A 17,594-nucleotide genomic window follows, 5' to 3' on the forward strand; every position below is an offset into this window, starting at 1 on the left:
AATATTACGATATACTTCCGGAACTGCAAATATTTTTTTGAATTGACTATTACTTCTTCGTCTGTTTTTGTTTCGGTGCCAGCTCCCTGATCCATTGCGTGATCAATGCAACACCTTCTTTGTGAATCACTGAGCGCGCAAGTTCCGGCATGGCAATATTGGGCGCTACGCTGTTCATCCGGTAAACAAAAATGGAGTGCTCAGGATCACCGGGGATTATATCATAGTTAAGTCCACCTGCACCACCACCTGCAGAAACAGGCTCTTTCATTATACCGACATGGAACCTGTCTTTTTGTTCATACTCCAGAAATAATCCGGTATTGGAGGCATCACCTCCTGCACTATGGCAATGCGCACAATTGACATCGAGGTAGGCGCGTGCCCGTTGATCGAGGGTGAACCTTTTGGCATCTTTCCAATCAGGCAACACATCCACACTATCGGAATTGGGAAATCCAGCTAACGCACCGGCTGCTGCCCATTCAGCCAACTGATTGTTTTGCTGCCCATGTACAACATAATTAAGATTGCGGGCCTTGGGACCAATGGGTTCCAGCTGATTGTTATTGTTATGGCACCGCTTGCAATCGTTCACATTTGGTACCTGATAACTCGTATGCACTTCATTCCCCGCTTCATCCACCAATGCAATTGGGAGCACTGCACCGGTAATATGTTTCTTTGCTGCAGTCTGTTCTTTATTCCACAAATAATCCATCACTTTCCAGCGGTGATCCAACGGATCTTTTACCAGCAGGCGTGTCTCTATCATTACCTTCTCCCCCGCTTTATTCCTGTAAGCGAAATTCTTGATGATGATAGTGGAATCCGGAAAATCAAGTATTCCTTTGGCAACATACCTGATCTGTTTACCGGCAGGAAGAACAATGAACCTGTCTTTGACGGTATAATCACTGAACAAAGGCGTAACAATTTCATAGTGTCTTACAGCAGCTATCGGATTCAATGATTTCAGTTCGCCGGAAAAGAAACCATAGTCGGCCAATTGTTCCAGAAAAACAAACCCCTGTTCCGCAGTTGCTGCTGTTTTATTATTGGTGTTGTTGCCACAACCCTGTTGAAGGGTTGCAGCAACCATTACTATCAGCATCAAAACGCCGCTCACCCAATACGTTTTTTTCATTGTAGTCACTGGTTAAGTATAGAACATTACTTACAGACAAAGGGAGTAATATTTGTATCAGGCTTCCACTTTGCCGGATTGGACATTGTAAGGAAGTTGGCATTTACAAATGCGTTGGGCTCCTTTTGTCCTATGCACAGGCTATCGGGATTGACTGCACTGCCATTGCTGAGCACATTGGTACTAACGCCATCGTAAAAAATGAATGGCACTCTTTTAATGGCAGGATCGATCTTGCGGAGTGTCTCTTCAACAGCAACGAACATGGGTCCCATACGATGTTCGTGCAAAGGTTGCGGGAATGCATCAGCCATCTGGAAAGTATTGCCATGAATGCTGATATGCGCAGGAACAGGAAAATACTGATCGTTGATTCTGTGCACTGCACTATCATCCACAGTAAAGCCCGATGCAATGATGATACCCGACGTATTGTTATTGATGATCCTGTTATTGAAGATCTCCACATTCGAAGTGGCCAGAATGATAACACCACTGCCGGGAGGCGCATTGCCTACACCCCACGCTGTTCCGAAACTGCCGGCTTTGGCAAAGTTCCTGAAATTGTTATCGTGGATATGATTGTTCCAGGCTTTGATATGGCCACCTTTTTGTGAGAGACCAGGTAAATCAAAAACCAGAAAACCTGCCGTGTTGTTGTAGAATTCGTTATCGTATACTTCTGCATGAGTAGTGTTTTCCACTTCACATCCAGCTACATTTTTTGCTCCTTTGTTATTGCGGATAACGGCAGAATCCGATTGACCTACATAGATGCCTGCATCGGAAGAACCTTCCACATAGCAGTTTTCTACCAGCACATTTTTGCAGAGCACGGGATAAATGGCATAACCGCCGCTGGTAGAATCAGCCGTTTTCCAAACAGCATTCAGACCGGCCACTACTACATTACGGCTTTTATTGATCTTGATGAGATCACCTTTGGAGTCGCGGATGGTCATATCGCCGATGGTGAAACCAATCAGTGAAGTAACCCGTATGCCCTCTCCTCCTGTTTTTTGCGAAGAGAAATCGAGTATGGTCTTTTCCGTTCCTTCTCCCCTCACCCGGATATGATTCACATTGGCCAGGCTCAGGTTATCGAACTGATACTTCCCTTCTTTCAACAATATGTCGGTACTGTCTTTAATGGTGAGGAATGCTTCAGTTATTTTGGCTTCTTCACCAGGACCAAAGCTAAGCGTGTGTTTGTAAGATGATTTTGTGTCAGGCGCTGTATTGCATGCAGCCATCAACAGCAGCAAACAGCATAGACCAAGAATAGGTTTCAGGTTGTTCATTATGGTTGATATTCGTTATTAAAAAATATTGTACGCATATGTGATGTAATAAGTAGCCCCGATCATCGGGTTGGCGGTACCTGTAGAGTAATATTTGTTGGTGATATTGGTTCCTCCCAAACGGATACCGGAATGCGCTTTCAGCAGCTTGTAGCTGATCTGTGCATCCATCACAGCAGAGGCAGGAACGTTGCCCTGTCCGCCACCGCCATTCACTACATAAAAATAGCCGGGCTTATACCGAAGCGTTGTATTGAAACTCCATTCCTTTTTACGGCCAAAGCCCATATTGCCCAAATCGAAATTGATATGATAATCGGGTGCATTGAAATTGTTGACCTGCTTGTTGTTCTTATTATCGATATGATCAGAATAATAGTTGGCCTTGAATCTGAAGCTTCCCAGAAAGTCGATGCTGATGCTGGCCGCATAGCCATAGGTTTTCACTCCTTCCGCGCCATTGAAAGCTATATTGTAAATCACATGCCTGCTTTGGTCTTTGAACGCGGCAACATCATTGGTACCGGGCGAATTGGCTACGTTGGCATAACCGATGAAGTTTTTCCATGTGGCGTAATATCCCAGCACATCTATGAGAATGAATTTATTGATCACGGTTGCATATCCCAATTCAAATGCATTTACACTCTGAGGTTTGATGCCGTCGTAGGCAAACTTCTCCAGCACCGCAGGATCGTTGCTACGCTGATACTTGCGCACACTTTCCAAAGTATAAGGTGCATACTGATCGAAATGATATACGCCATTCAGCAGGTAATTGGAGCCACCGGAAGAATAACTGTTATAACCGTTGAGCGTGTTTTGCAATGCCTGGATATTGCTCGGAAAACTATAGGCATTCTGATAAGAGAAACGGATGTAGTTGCTCCTGTTCACTTCAAATACAGAGCTCAGCCTGGAAGTTACTTTCGCATCGGAGAACAGGGAGTTTTTGTCCCACCGGAAAGATGCACTCAACTGAAGTTTATCGTGGATCAGTTTCTTCGATGCCTGGAGATAAACACTCCATTCGTTTACATTGATGGGTTTATCATTATCCGGAAATAAAGTGTTCTTACTGTTCAGGCGGTACAGTCGGTAATTCACTCCCGCGATGAGGTTCATGAATTTCACCAGCTCTGAAAAATTATACTGCAGTTCGGCATTGTACAATTTTGAGCGGTCGAGAAATAAAGTGCCGCCTTCCGAAATAGGTCTGTTGGCAATGCTGTCTTTTAATCTGTTGAAGGTACTGGTACCGGGCATTACTCTCCCCTCATCCGCAAAAGAGCGGGCAGCAAGATTCGCGGCCTGCAGATCAGCACCTCCGGCCATTGCAGTGAGCAGGCCCATGGTGTATTGAGGATACCATCCATCTCCTGTACTTTCGTTGTAGCTGGGCTTCCAGGCCTCATTGAGATATTGTGCAGTAGGCCCTGCAAGCAGCGTGCGGCCTGAGTTTTCGGTAGTGGCATATCCACGTACAAACCAGTGATTGGCTTTCAGCTCCAGCCGGTACTGACCAACTTTGAATCCACGGATCTGATAACGGGTGTCGTTCGTGTACACAATATTTCCTGTGCCGAATGTACCGGAACCGATCAGCTCCATTGTACTTGAAAGCTTGTAACGCAGCTCTGCATTGCCTTTGAATAAATAAGCGTTGTTATTGAGGTAATCATATTCTGCATACCCGGTACGGGCAACATAGTAAGAGGGGTTTGCCGCCAAAAAAGGTTCTATCAATGGAGCCAGTGAAGGATCCGCTTGCAGTGCTCCCTGCATAAAAGGAACAATGTCTACCGATGTGGCTCCTCCGTAATAATTGATGCCGTTGTAATTGGGATCTGTATACTTTGATCCGGGCCCGCTTTTATTGGATGAGTCGGTGGCCACCCAATCGTTGCCCTTTGTATATTGAAAATTCATTTTGTAGGCAAAGCGCTCACTGAGTTTCTGTGCCCAGCGCAAACTCCAGTCGTAATAAGGAGAGGCCTTCACAGGATCTCCATACTTCTTACCATTGATATGGTTTATGCCTTGTGTGATCAGAAAACTAAGTCCCTGGTCCTTGAAAGGATTTTTGCTGCTGGTGACCATGGTACCATTCAAGCCGCGTGATCCGTACAATGCGGAAGATGCGCCGGAAAGCAATTCGATATTGTCAACGTCCAGTTGTGTGGGACTGATAACAGATCCCAGCGGGAAGTTCAGTCCGGGTGCCTGATTATCCATTCCATCCACGATCTGCGTAAAATTCGTATTACCGCTTGTATTGAAGCCGCGGGTTGTAATGCTGGTGAAACCGAGGCTGGATACGGTTACATCCACACCACGCAATCCCTGCAATGCATCGATGTAATTGAGTTGGGGCGAGAGTTGAATTTCTTTCCGGCTAAGCTGCTCGATGGTAACCGGAGCAGTGAGTTTACGTTGCACCATCCGGCTTGCATTCACCACCACTTCTTCTCCGAGTGTGGAGGCTGCATTCAAGGCAACGGTGAGATTACCCGGTTGCTGCAACGTCATTTCTTTTGATTCGAACCCGATGGAAGAGAAAACAATGGTGAGTGGGAAATGCTGATTCACTGTAAAACGGAAACGGCCACGATCGTCCGTGTATGTACCTCCGGTGGCGCCTTTGATAGATACAGATACCGCCGGTAATGGCTGTTGTGTTTCGGCATTGGTAACTACGCCGGTGATGGTCTGGCGTTGTGCATGTACGGACCCGGCAGCGCATACCAATGGGATCAATAATGCAAGCAATCGTTTTTTCATACGCGTTATTTAGCAGTTAGGGAGAAAGGACCTATCGTTGACTGATCTTAGAACAATCGCTTTAACCACTTCAGCTTATCCTTGTAGGGCGGATATTTCATCGCCGGATCGAACCACAGGGGTGTTTTCATTACAGCACGTGCATGCGTGAACACCCTGAAACCATGTATGCCCCGGTAAGCGCCGATACCACTTTGACCAATTCCGCCAAAAGGCAGGTTTGAATTGGCCAGATGCATAATGGTGTTATTGATGCATCCATTGCCAAATGCTTTGCTTTGCAGCCATTGCTCTTCTGTCTGTTTATTGGTGGTGAACAGATAGAAGGCCAGTGGATTGGCATGCTGATCAACAATACCCATTGCCTCTTCTCTTGTACGGAAAGAAATGATGGGTAATAAAGGGCCGAAGATCTCTTCCTGCATCACCACATCATCCGGTGAAACGTTTCTGATGATTGTTGGTGCAATGAACAGATGGGCCGGATCATACCCTCCACCCGTGACCACTTCGCCACTGCTATTCTTCAATAATGATACAAGTGCATTGAACCGCTGAAGATTGATGATGCGGCCATAATCAGCACTATCCTGCACAGTTGTTCCAAAAAAATTACGGATACAATCTTTCAGCGCATCGATAAAGGGTTCCAGAATATCTTCCTGCACCAGCAGATAATCAGGTGCCACACAGGTTTGTCCTGCATTGATGAACTTTCCGAATACGATACGCCGCGCACTGACAGCAATGGCTGCGTCTTTTTCAACAATAGCAGGACTCTTCCCTCCCAGCTCCAGTGTGACAGGCACTAATTTTTTTGCGGCGAGTTCATAAATGGATTGCCCAACATTGCCGCTTCCGGTATAGAAAACATGATCAAAGCGAAAGGATTCCATCATTGCAGGCACCACTATTCTTCCTTCTCCCTGCACTACACGCACATGATCTTCACGGAAGATTTGTCTGATCATTTTCTCTATCACTGCTGCAGTTGCCGGAGCATGTTCGGAAGGTTTTATGATGATGCAATTGCCGCCGGCTATCGCCCCAACCACAGGTACCAAACCCAGCAGCAGCGGATAATTCCAGGCGCCAATGATCAGAACCACTCCTTTAGGATGCGGATAGATCTTGCTGGAGGAGGGGAAATTGAGCAGGTTGGTCTTTACCCGTTCGGGCTGCATCCATGCAGCCAATTTTTTGATGGCCAGTCTGATCTCGGACAGCAGCAGGCTGAATTCTGTAAGAAACGATTCTGCTTTGCTTTTTCTCAGATCACTGTACAATGCGCTGTACAATGCTTCTTCATGGGCAATCAGCCCATCACGGAACGCCACCAGCTGTTGCATTCTGAAACGGTATCCAATGCTACCACCGCTTTCGAAAAAGCGACGCATATTGTTCAGCCCATGGGCTGCCAGTGGGGTTACCGTTTCCATCTGTTTTATTTAGGCTTATGAAATATTATGGACACCAGGTGTTTGATATTCTGCAGGCTGTTTGCATATTCCACCGAGGTGCTTCCTTTCAAAATGGATTTTTGTTCTTCATAGTGTTTCAAAGCATCGCTGATATCGATCAGCAGGGATGCGATCTTGCCTGGATTGCCTTTTGCCACTACGCCTTCCTGCATGGCCTCTTTCAGGATAACTGTGAGAAACTCCTGTTCCTGTTTTCTGAAATCTTCGTACAGTTCAAAAAAGCGGGGCAGCATTTTAGTGAGCATGCTGGGAGAGATTTTACTTACATTCAGCACATTCACATAATATTTGAAGCGGGAATCGAGATAGAACCAGATCTGCGCTTCCAATCCTTTCTTCTTTACTGTTTTCTGTTGCAGTGCTTCGATATATGTTCTGCCTTCTGCCAGTGCCGCTTCTACAAAAAGATCTTCTTTGTTTTTATAGTAGTAATAGAGTGATGCTTTGTTCAGCCCGATCAGTTTTGCAATATCATCCAGTGTTGTTTTTTCCAGACCGTATTTTGTAAAACACTGCAGGGCCGCTTCACGGATCTTTTGTTTTAGTGCTTCCTTTTTTGTCATAATTGAATTCAATGGCTCTTAAAAGTTAGAAATCTTTTTTTGATTTTTCAAACTTTTAAATAAAAAAGTTGAAAAATCAAATCAGGGAAATAACATGAGAACATACCCCCGGATTGGCAACCATACTTTTGCCAGGTACTATCTTGTGCGACAGTACCTTGTTCATTTGTTGTTGGAAAGGCCGCAAAACTAGTGGTTGCCCCAAAAGGATGATTACTAAATTCGGAAAACCTGCCATTCAAAAGGGAATAAATAATTACCAGTTTGTTTGCATCACTTAAAAATTGTTGAAGAAATCTATCGGACTCATACTATTTCAACACCTCTTCACGTTATCAGATCGTTCTACCTGACTGCAGACAGCAATATTTTCATCACAGCACAACACCTCTCCGATCTTCTACAAGTAAGCAGGGATAAAGATTATACTCATTTACCAGTATAATTCAACTTTACCCTTAATAATGTAAACCACTTCCATTTTCAGAAAGTATAAGCATATACATTCGCTATCATAAAGCAATTGTGTTATGCGAAATTTTTACTTACTTATAGGCTTTCTTTTAGTTGTTTCTCCTCTGGCATATAGTCAACGTTTCACCCTCGTTAAGAACATCAATACCGAAATGAATCCCGCACCGGGTATCAGGGTTGATAATTTCGTCATGATGAACGGAACAACTTTTTTTGCCGGATCAGACAACGCAGGTGATGAGTTATGGAAGACTGATGGAACCGAAGCAGGCACCATGATGGTAAAAGACATCGCAACAGGAAACCCCGGCAGCAGCCTTCGTTTCTTTACAGTTGTTGGCAATACCCTCTATTTTGTTGCCAATGATCTGGTCAATGGATTTGAATTATGGAAGTCCGACGGAACTGCAGCTGGCACCGTTATGGTAAAAGATATCAACCCTACCGGGGACAGTTATCCGCAGTCGCTTACCGACATGAATGGAGTATTGTATTTTAAAGCCACTGACGGAGCACATGGAACGGAGCTCTGGAAATCTGATGGCACGGCAGCAGGTACGATAATGGTAAAAGATATCCTGCCAGGCGCAGCCAGCAGCGACATCATCACCATGAAAGCCATCGGCAATACCTTGTTTTTCTCCGGTACCTTTTCCGGCACTGGACCGGAGCTGGGCAAATCGGATGGCACAGAATCCGGTACAGTGTTATTGAAAGAAATCAATCCGGGCATCGCCGGCAGCTTTCCCCTGAATTTCACGGAACTGAACGGGGTATTGTATTTCAGCGCTGTCTCTCCGGCCGCGGGAAGTGAATTATGGAAAACGGATGGTACCACTGCAGGCACTGTGCTGGTGAAAGACATCAATCCAGGTACCGCAAGCTCATCTATAGATTTTATGGTTGTTGCAAATGGGATGCTTATTTTCAGAGCCACTGATAATGCCAATGGCGAAGAAGCATGGAAGAGTGATGGCACCACAGCAGGTACTGTTCTGTTGAAAGATATTCAACCAGGCGTTACAGGCAGCGCTCCTTCCTATTTTACGGCAGTTGGCAGCACCGTGTATTTCACTGCTGAAAGATCAGACCTCGGTAATGAGCTCTGGAAAACTGATGGAACTGTGGCTGGTACCGTGCCCGTGAAAGATATCAATCCAGGCAGCAGCAATACCTATCCTAATTCGCTGGCTGCATTGAACGGCACGTTGTATTTCAGCGCTCACACTGCTGCTTCCGGCGCTGAATTATGGCAATCGGATGGTACAGAAGCAGGCACTATTATGGTGAAAGATATTTACCCCGGCATAAACAATGGATTGTCCGGCAGTATTTTTAATGCAAACGGCACCCTTCTTTTTCAGGGAGAAGATAATATGAACGGTACTGAGTTATGGAAAAGTGATGGCACTGTAGCCGGAACTATAAGGGTAACAAACACTCATTTTAAAGAAGGCAGTATACCGAAAGATTTTTTCAACCTCAATGGCACTCTTTTCTTTGCAGCTACCGAATCAATCAACGGAAGAGAGCTGTGGAAAAGCAACGGCACATCATCCGGTACCAGCCTTGTAACAGACATCAATCCCGGAACAGGTTCCTCTGATCCCGATCTGCTGGGAGTGATCAACGGCTATTTGTATTTTGCTGCTTTATCTCCCGACTATGGGACCGAATTATGGAAAACAGACGGCACTGCTGCCGGCACTACATTGGTGAAAGATATTACAACAGGTGCTGACAATACACAGTTTGCTCAATCACAGGTAGCCGGCAATCACTTATTCTTCAAAGTTTACAATGGTGCTGCATCTGAGTTATGGAGTACAGACGGCACTGCCGCAGGCACCCTACTCATAAAAACATCTCCTGCCGGAAGCGAACCGGAAAACCTCACCAACGTAAATGGTACGTTGTTTTTCAATGACGGGTTTTCGCAATTATGGAAAAGCGATGGCACGGCAGCAGGCACAACGCTTGTAAAAGACATCACCAACAGTCTGGGCGGAATATCTCTCGGTTCAATTACAGCCGTGAATAATACAGTTTTCTTTACAGCCTATACTGATGCTGAAGGCAGTGAACTATGGATGAGTGATGGAACAGCAGCAGGCACTGTTATGGTAAAAGACATCAATCCCGGTGCAGACAACAGCAGTCCCGGTAGTCTGGTCAACTGGAATGGCACCCTGTACTTCACTGCCAGCCATAACAGCGCTGGTGCTTCGGGGTTATGGAAGTCTGATGGCACACAATCCGGAACAGTACTCGTAAAAGAGATCACTCAGGATAATTCCGGTGCTGCGCCAGGCAATCTGCTGGCAGCCGGCAATCAGCTTTTCTTTGTGGCTTATACTGCTGCAACAGGTACGGAATTATGGAAATCGGATGGTACTGCTGCCGGAACAGTGATGGTGAAAGACATCAACCCCGGAATAAACGACGCAGTTAGTTTTTCCTCCCGCTTGCTGACTGTAAATAACCGGATAATATTCATTGCCGATGATGGTGTACACGGTGAGGAAATGTGGCATAGCGATGGCACAGCGGCAGGAACAGCCATGATACAGGATATTGATCCATACGGCAGTGCTTTTTATGAAGACTATCTGCAAATTGGCAACACACTATTTGCTTCTGTAAGTGCTTCCGGTAATGATACAGAACTCTGGGCAATTGCCGATATACGTATCCTGCCCCTCACCTTCCTGTCGTTTTCAGGCCGCCTGAACAAGGAGGATGCCTTGCTCCACTGGAAAACCACCAATGAAGCAAACACCAGCCGGTTTATTGTAGAAAGAAGTACAGATCAACGGAAGTTCTCCGAAATAGGCACAGTAACAGCATTCAATACACCGGGCGAGCATCAGTATAATTTTACTGACCGGGATGTAACAGCATTGTCCGCTCCGGTAGTTTACTATCGCCTCAGGCAATTGGATACGGATGATCGATCGACCTTGTCGAAGACCATCGCGCTGGCCGTAAAAAGTCCGATCGCTGTTAGTCTCTATCCTAATCCGGTAGTAAATCAGGCTAATCTTTCGATCAATCTGCAACGATCAGAACAACTCAACTGGAAAGTGATAGATAATGCAGGCAGGGTTATGTACCAGCACGCAGGTCGGTTGTCAGCAGGCAACACAACTGTTCAGGTAGATGTGCACGGGTGGCCCTCAGGTGTTTATTTTTTCATTATTTCAGGTAATTCGATTGAACAGCAATTCAGATTTGTGAAATGATACATATGCCCGGGCCCCTTCATCCAACATTGAAGGGGCCCGGGTCTGATCATTCTTTATCAGTTTTTAAGCATCTCCAGAATCCCTTCATTTCTGATGATCATCATCCCCTGCCGGTCTTCTGTGATGCCTTCTTCCAGTACATATGTATACCTTGGTCTGGCACCGTCCATGATGGTGGGCATATACCTGAACCGGATATTATCCGTTTCTTTCAATGCCTCTCCCACTTCAATGATATGTGTAGATACGATGAACAGGCAATCCTGATATTCAGCAAATGCTTCTGTTACTGCGAGCGTGCCATCGTAAGCATCTTTTACATTGGTGCCTTTGAACAGCTCATCGAACATCAGCATAAGGCGTTTACCGCTGCTGGCCGCATCGGCGGCTTGTTTTACCCGCACCACTTCTGCATAGAAATGGCTGTAGCCAAGTCCGATATTATCAGCCACATTGATGGATGAATACATTCCTTCACGCACAGAGAATTCGAAACCGGATGCAGCTACCGGAAAACCCATATGCGCGAGGTAGATACCGATGCCGATCGATTTCATCAGCGTACTCTTGCCAGCCATATTGGCGCCTGTGAGGAAAATTACATTGGAGTTTTCATGCATCACAATATCATTGCCAATGGCTTTATCGATGCAGGGATGCGCCAGTCCGGAAGCCTTCAATACATTCATTTCCGGCGCCAATGCTTTCGCGTAGGTAAATCCTTTTTTGCGCGCTACATTGCTCACGGCAATGTAGAGATCAAGCTCATAGATGAATTGCAACAGGTTGTCCATCTCAGCCGGGAAGCGGCTTTTCAGCAGGTGATCGTATTGCGCCAGTGTTGTTACCGATAGGTCTGCATAGATATCCGTATTGCGCAGTTTCTCCAGTTGTTTGTCGGAAAGCAGGTGAAGCAGCTGGTTGATGCGGTCTGCCATTGGGCTCTTCATTTGCTGCAATACTTCCAGCATATCATAACATCGGTTCAATGTAACGATGGTAGCCTGCAGCCCCTGCACAGATTTCTTGTATCGTTCATCACGGGTGAGTTTGCTGAGCAGCTTCTGTGTGATGATGCTGCTGACAGTGGAGAAAGCACTCTTTCCGGTACCGGTATCGAGGTATTCCCGCATGATGCTGATCTGCTGTACATCGAAGGAAAAACTCAGGCCCGATTGCTGGAAAAAACTGAATATGCTGCTGCGTTGATTGATGCTGGCTGCATCGGGCAGAAGATTGCGGAACATTTGGTCGAGGAGTTGTTCTCCCCCACGCGATTTCACTTCATTGAACAGATGGTACACAGATCCCTGTCTGAATTTACCCAGCAGGTTCAGTTCGTCCAGTGTTTGCCTGTCGATATTAAAACTCATAATTGTTGATTGAATTGTACGGGATCAGACTTATCGAATCTCCTGCCCTATCAGCTCCATCGCATAAGCTAATTCAGGATCTGTTGTCTGGCGGATATAGGAAAGATATTTGTCCATCGGCACTTCTTTATCGGGCAGAATGCCGCGGCCATTGTCTGTTGTTGAATTGAAGAAGAACAATTCTGCCATGGGCACCGTGAGAATGGATTTGGTATTAGGCAGCAGATAATTGAGAAACCACGCCGCTGTGGTGGACTGCTCTCCGCTGCCGGTCTCTTTTCCGATGATCAGTCCACGTTTGTTCTTTTGCACCAGTGTAGCAAAATAAGTAGCGGCAGACACTGTTCCACCTCCGGTGAGCACCCATACTTTTCCTTTGAATGCATCTTTATCGGGAGGATAATTTTCGAGCATTCCTTCTTTCAGGCGTTCATTGCCAATGTAGCGGCCGGATATGCTGTCTTTATTGAAACGCTGATAGAGGAAGTTCCTGTTGTTGCGGACATCTTCATCACTGAGTTTTCGTTGTCCGTCTGCCACCGCATATTCAGGATAGGAAATATCGATTAATCTTGTGCGGTAGTTGTAAATATTCGGGAAAGACTGGGTGGACAGGAAAGAATACAACAATGCCGAGATCGCCGGATTGCCGCCGCCATTGTTTCGGATATCGATGATCACATGCTGAAATCCGCGCTTGTTCACTTCTTTGAAGAAAGTACTGAATTCTTTGTATGCGTACGCCTCCTGCAGGTTGAAAGAATTTACTGTGAGCGTACCTGTTTTACGCGCATCATCATAACTGCTGAAGATCCAGTAAGTGCGGGCCAGTTGATTCACGGGGAATACAGCCTGCCGCGTAGTATGGAAGCCGGGAGAAGCAGACAGCGCCGGCATGCTGATCTTCTTCACCACCTTCGTTTGAGGCTCCATGTATTCAAGCTCGTATTGTTGCGCGTTGTGTTGGCGCATACTCCGGGAGATCTGAAAATTACCGAATGCCCTGTCTGTGCCGGTATTGATAAAACCATCGCTGTAAGTGGAAGCACTCATGGATGCAATGATATCCTTTGCAGGCTGGCCGTTGATGCTCACCAGTTCCGAAGCAAACGGAATGGTACTTCCTTTGATATTCACCAGAATCTTTCCGCGTTCTATGATTACCGGAAACGGAAAGAAATTGGTGTTGCTGACCACATCACGTGTGTTCTGCTCGGAGAAGTTGAAGTTCGTATGCACATCGCGTATCAGCTGAATGGGCGAGAATTGCATGCAGGCAAATACATCCTTTTGTGCTGCTGCTTTTTGCAGCAGCGAGTCGATCCTTTTGTTGAGTGTGATGGAGTCAACAAACTTGTAAGGATTCGGATGTTGTTTTATGAGAATATCCATCGCCAGCCTGTAATCCTTGATCAGCCCTTCTTTGGTGAGTTCCGGCAATGAATCCGGCAGATGGCTTGATTGAGCTACCGCTCCTATGCTGCAGGTTGCGAGGATGGTGCAAACACCTGCTATCAAAAACGTATTCATGATTCTACTGTGTTTTTTTGTTTGAAAAGATTCTTTACGGGCGCCCGTTTGCGGCCGTTCTTCAAAGTGTCGAGTATCCCTTCATTGCGGATGATGATCATGCCATGGCGGTCTGCTGTGATGCCACTCTCCAGCGTGTAGGTGTATTCGGGGATATTGCCATTCATGCGCGTAGGCAGAAACTGAAACCCGATATTGGGAATCTGCTGCAATCGTTCACCGGCTTCCACAATATGGGAGGAGATGATGAACAGGCTGTTCTTCTTTGCTGCAAAGGCAATGGTGATCTCTACGGTGGCTTCATGTGCATCTTTCACGTTGGTGCCGCGGAACATTTCATCGAAGATGATGAAGAGTGATTTGCCGGACTGCAGTTCTGCTGCTACTTTCTTTACTCTCAGTACTTCGGCATAAAAATGACTGGCGCCGATGCCCAGATTATCGGGCAGGTTGATGGTAGTGTAAATGCCATCCAGCACGGAGAATTCCATTTCCTCAGCAGCCACCGGAAATCCGATATGGGCCACATACACGGCAGTACTCACAGATCGCAGGAAGGTGGATTTGCCGGCCATATTGGCGCCGGTTAGAAAAACCACATTATGATCCGGATGCATCGAAAAATCGTTGCTCACCGGTTTCGTGAGCTCCGGATGATACACTCCTTTGAGGCGGAGAATGCTTTTGCCTTTTTCTAACGCTTTGGGGAAAACGAATTTCCTTTCCTGCGCTACCCTTGCTACGGAAAGGTATACATCCAGCTGGTAGATCTTTGCCAGCAGCTGTTCGATCTTGCTGCGTTCACGGTGGCGGAAGAGCAGGTCGTATGCCGTGATGGCGGCATACGACAATTTCGCTCTTTGCTGTTCGCGCAATACCGGTTCAAAGGCCGGGTCCTGAAGAAGGGAGGCAATCGCCTCCCGCTCCATCGCCCAGGAGTCCATGGCTACAATCTCCTTTGATCCGATGAAAGATTTTACCTGTTGTACCAGGCCGATCAATGCAGTTACTCCATTACTGATCTCTCTTTCACTGAGCACGGCATGTTGCGAACCTTGTTTCTTTTGTTCGTCAGCTGCAGCCAGGTATTTTTCTGCCATATCGAATAAGGCACTTTCAAAAGGGAAGCGCATGTTCAGGCCGGCGAAACTTCTGATGATATTGCTTCTGCGGTTGATCTCCTGCTGATCACTCAACGGTTTGGTGAACATCTCTTTCAATACTATTTCTGCGCCACGGGTATGTGAATGATTGTAGAGGTCGAACAATCCCTGGCTATCCCGCTTTCCGAAGATCCGCAGATCTTCGATCGTTTGTTCATCTGTTAACAGGTACATGGTGTGATGTGTTATTGTCGTTTACGCCTGAGAAGGATCACTGTGCCTAAGATCAGAATGGCGGCAGGTAAGATCCAGACGAGAATGATCTTTTGTGTTTGTGCAGTGGTAAGGCTGATGCTCAGCAGTGTGTCTGTTGGCGGTATGGAAAATATATGAACAGGGAATGCTTCATCTGTGAGCCAGCTCAGATAGTTACCGGCAAGGAATTGTGAATTGATCCTGAGATTGGAAGCAAAGTCTGCATCGCCTGCAATGGTGATCTTTTGTTGTTTATTCCCTACCTGCCTGCTCAGTGCCAGTGCAACAGTAAATGAATCCAGTTTGTAATCGCCTTCACTGGCCACCATAACGGGTGCCGCCGAGTCTGTTACCAGATGGCCTGCTTTTACCCATGCCAATCCCTTAGGGCCCGATACCATCAGTCGTGTTACTTTGAAACCTTTATCGCCATACGAGATCGGAGCCGCGCCAGGGTGAAGTATTTTGGTGGAATCCCCATTCTTCAACCCCTCTCTGGCCAGGATGCTGAAAGCGTTCTTTTGTTGAAGCAGCCCGGTATGGTCCATGGTTACAAATGGTGTTATCTTATCAGGGGTCTCATGTTTGGAGATCTGCACCATGGTGCCTGGCATCAGGTCTGCACCCATGGGGTTGATGATCGGATTGAGCACCTGTTGTTTGCCTGGCTCTCCCAGTATCATCATGTTGCCACCCTTATCAATGTATTGCTTCAGGCGTGTTTTGATAGTATCGTTCAGCATCACTTTGGGATCGGCCAGTACCAGCGCATCGGCATCTGCAGGTATATCCTGTATGCTGAGGTTCAGGGTATCGAACTCAAAACCGTGATTGATGAGAGCGGCTCTGCTTTGTTTCTGAATAGAGTAGAAATTGAATTCCCTTTCACCCAGTTTATGAATGCTTCGCTCGTAGTTGCCTGTGGTGGCGTATACTTTAGGAATGGTGTCGTTGGATAATCTTTTCAGCGCAGCAGCAACATGGTTTTCATCAGGCCAGTATTTGGGATCATCATACATCCTCAGGAAAATACTTTTGCCTTTATATTTCAATTGCATGACGGAGCGCATTCCTTCCGGCTGCAGGTCGATCTGCTTTCTGATCTCGGCCGGTTTGAGGTACCAGCTGAGATTTGTTTCGTGCATCTTGGCATATTCCCGTGCAATGGAATCGAGTGTCATACCGGGCATGCGTTTGTACATTGTGCTGTCTCCGTCTACCACATCGTAATACAGCACATAATTGAATCTGATATTGGGTTTGAAGCGGATGAACTGGTCCCAGAAACCCCAGATATACGTATTGCGTGCGCTGGGTCTGGTTCTTCCGAAGCCTTGTCCCGGATCGAGCAGATTGGTATAGAGTGTAACTTCCAGTGGCTCATCTTTCATGGTGCTGATGATCTCCTGCGTTTTTTCAGTAATGGTATTTGCCTGTGTTCTGGTACCATCCCAGTAAGCGATATAACCGGGTCTGGAGGTGAGATAGCCCACTACCATTACAGAAAGAAATACGGTGAGGTAACGCACTGCTTTTTTTCCTCTCGAAACTAACTCCCTTCCATGGCGCAAGCTCAGATAACTGAAGGTTACGAACATATAGGTGAGCAGTGCATAGTACATAATATCGCGCGAAGTGATGAGGCCTTCAACCATTCTTTCAGCTCGGCCGTTGATGGCGAGGAAGTAGGTAAGATCACGGATAAAATCATATTCCTGCCAGAGACCTCCTATACGTTGCAGGAGAAAAAGCAGAATGAATGTGGCGATGGCAGATACGATCTGGTAATTGGTGATGCTGCTCATGAACATGCCGATGGCTGTGTAAGAACATACCATCAGATAGAAAGTGATGAGGCCGGTTGCCAAATGTCCCGAATCGATATTTCTGATGCTGAAACCGCCTACTATCATAAAGAGGAGCATGATGCTCAGCAACAACATATTGTAGGCCATTATTGCCAGGTATTTTCCCCAAACGATCTGATTGAGTTGTACGGGCGAGGAATAAAGCAGCTTCACTGTACCGTTATTGAACTCCCGGTTGATCAGTCCCATTGTGAGCAGGGGAATAAAGAGATACAGATTGGAAAAGATATTGCCGATGAAGCCATTCCCATCCATTCCCATGAACACACTTTTGGTAATGCCCATTGGAAATTCTTTGAACGAGGGGGTTGTGCGCAGAAGGGAATCCTGCCAGTTGGCTAACATTGTAACGAAGTTGGTATAATAGAGCGCACAGATCACAAAGAAGATGATGGTGAGGAACCAGGCCACCGGAGAAAAGAAAAGGTTCCGGAGTTCGGTTCTCGCTATTTTGAATATTAATCGCATGGCTG

The 17,594-nt window shown here is 46.4% G+C and carries 10 protein-coding genes; 1 reads left to right on the forward strand and 9 read right to left on the reverse strand.

What is annotated here, in order from left to right:
- Positions 1-49 precede the first annotated feature (49 nt).
- From HHL16_RS16145 to HHL16_RS16165, 5 genes are read right to left on the reverse strand one after another with little or no spacing between them, the layout of a single operon-like run.
- Entirely contained in the window at positions 50-1,147 is a 1,098-nt protein-coding gene (locus HHL16_RS16145; RefSeq protein ID WP_169426212.1) for an SO2930 family diheme c-type cytochrome, read from the reverse strand.
- 26 nt (positions 1,148-1,173) lie between these two features.
- A complete protein-coding gene (locus HHL16_RS16150; protein ID WP_169426213.1) occupies positions 1,174-2,448 on the reverse strand; it encodes a parallel beta-helix domain-containing protein in 1,275 nt (424 codons plus the stop codon).
- 18 nt (positions 2,449-2,466) lie between these two features.
- Positions 2,467-5,229 carry a carboxypeptidase-like regulatory domain-containing protein gene (locus HHL16_RS16155; protein WP_169426214.1) on the reverse strand — a complete coding sequence of 921 codons (2,763 nt, stop codon included), beginning with the start codon at positions 5,227-5,229 and terminating at the stop codon, positions 2,467-2,469.
- Positions 5,230-5,276: 47 nt separating this feature from the next.
- Positions 5,277-6,668, reverse strand: coding sequence for an aldehyde dehydrogenase family protein (locus HHL16_RS16160; RefSeq protein ID WP_240966195.1), 1,392 nt, complete (start codon positions 6,666-6,668; stop codon positions 5,277-5,279).
- A gap of 5 nt (positions 6,669-6,673) precedes the next feature.
- Complete coding sequence (locus HHL16_RS16165) at positions 6,674-7,273, reverse strand: TetR/AcrR family transcriptional regulator (RefSeq protein WP_169426215.1); 600 nt, start codon at positions 7,271-7,273, stop codon at positions 6,674-6,676.
- A gap of 530 nt (positions 7,274-7,803) precedes the next feature.
- Here HHL16_RS16165 and HHL16_RS16170 point away from each other — a divergent pair.
- Complete coding sequence (locus HHL16_RS16170) at positions 7,804-10,989, forward strand: ELWxxDGT repeat protein (protein ID WP_169426216.1); 3,186 nt, start codon at positions 7,804-7,806, stop codon at positions 10,987-10,989.
- 59 nt (positions 10,990-11,048) lie between these two features.
- Here the strand turns inward: HHL16_RS16170 and HHL16_RS16175 are convergent, their stop codons facing one another.
- Genes HHL16_RS16175 through HHL16_RS16190 form a run of 4 tightly spaced genes read right to left on the reverse strand, consistent with a single transcriptional unit; the run spans position 11,049 to position 17,589 of the window.
- On the reverse strand, positions 11,049-12,365 hold the full coding sequence (locus tag HHL16_RS16175) for a DNA mismatch repair protein (protein WP_169426217.1): 1,317 nt from the start codon (positions 12,363-12,365) through the stop codon (positions 11,049-11,051).
- 30 nt (positions 12,366-12,395) lie between these two features.
- Positions 12,396-13,895: a S41 family peptidase gene (locus tag HHL16_RS16180; RefSeq protein WP_169426218.1), complete on the reverse strand. Its 1,500-nt coding sequence runs from the start codon at positions 13,893-13,895 to the stop codon at positions 12,396-12,398.
- A complete protein-coding gene (locus HHL16_RS16185; protein ID WP_169426219.1) occupies positions 13,892-15,232 on the reverse strand; it encodes a DNA mismatch repair protein in 1,341 nt (446 codons plus the stop codon). Before HHL16_RS16185 ends, HHL16_RS16180 begins: the two co-directional genes overlap by 4 nt.
- An 11-nt stretch (positions 15,233-15,243) precedes the next feature.
- A complete protein-coding gene (locus HHL16_RS16190) occupies positions 15,244-17,589 on the reverse strand; it encodes a Gldg family protein (protein ID WP_169426220.1) in 2,346 nt (781 codons plus the stop codon).
- Positions 17,590-17,594: the final 5 nt, after the last annotated feature.

Origin of the sequence: Pseudoflavitalea sp. G-6-1-2 (genome assembly GCF_012927185.1) — a bacterium.
Classification (GTDB): domain Bacteria; phylum Bacteroidota; class Bacteroidia; order Chitinophagales; family Chitinophagaceae; genus Pseudobacter.

What these genes read in the sequence shown, in the direction of transcription:
- HHL16_RS16170 (WP_169426216.1), top strand. Translation starts at nt 7,804, where the DNA reads ATGCGAAATTTTTACTTACTTATAGGCTTTCTTTTAGTTGTTTCTCCT.
- HHL16_RS16145 (WP_169426212.1), bottom strand. Translation starts at nt 1,147, where the DNA reads ATGAAAAAAACGTATTGGGTGAGCGGCGTTTTGATGCTGATAGTAATG.
- HHL16_RS16180 (WP_169426218.1), bottom strand. Translation starts at nt 13,895, where the DNA reads ATGAATACGTTTTTGATAGCAGGTGTTTGCACCATCCTCGCAACCTGC.
- HHL16_RS16155 (WP_169426214.1), bottom strand. Translation starts at nt 5,229, where the DNA reads ATGAAAAAACGATTGCTTGCATTATTGATCCCATTGGTATGCGCTGCC.
- HHL16_RS16190 (WP_169426220.1), bottom strand. Translation starts at nt 17,589, where the DNA reads ATGCGATTAATATTCAAAATAGCGAGAACCGAACTCCGGAACCTTTTC.
- HHL16_RS16165 (WP_169426215.1), bottom strand. Translation starts at nt 7,273, where the DNA reads ATGACAAAAAAGGAAGCACTAAAACAAAAGATCCGTGAAGCGGCCCTG.
- HHL16_RS16185 (WP_169426219.1), bottom strand. Translation starts at nt 15,232, where the DNA reads ATGTACCTGTTAACAGATGAACAAACGATCGAAGATCTGCGGATCTTC.
- HHL16_RS16150 (WP_169426213.1), bottom strand. Translation starts at nt 2,448, where the DNA reads ATGAACAACCTGAAACCTATTCTTGGTCTATGCTGTTTGCTGCTGTTG.
- HHL16_RS16175 (WP_169426217.1), bottom strand. Translation starts at nt 12,365, where the DNA reads ATGAGTTTTAATATCGACAGGCAAACACTGGACGAACTGAACCTGCTG.
- HHL16_RS16160 (WP_240966195.1), bottom strand. Translation starts at nt 6,668, where the DNA reads ATGGAAACGGTAACCCCACTGGCAGCCCATGGGCTGAACAATATGCGT.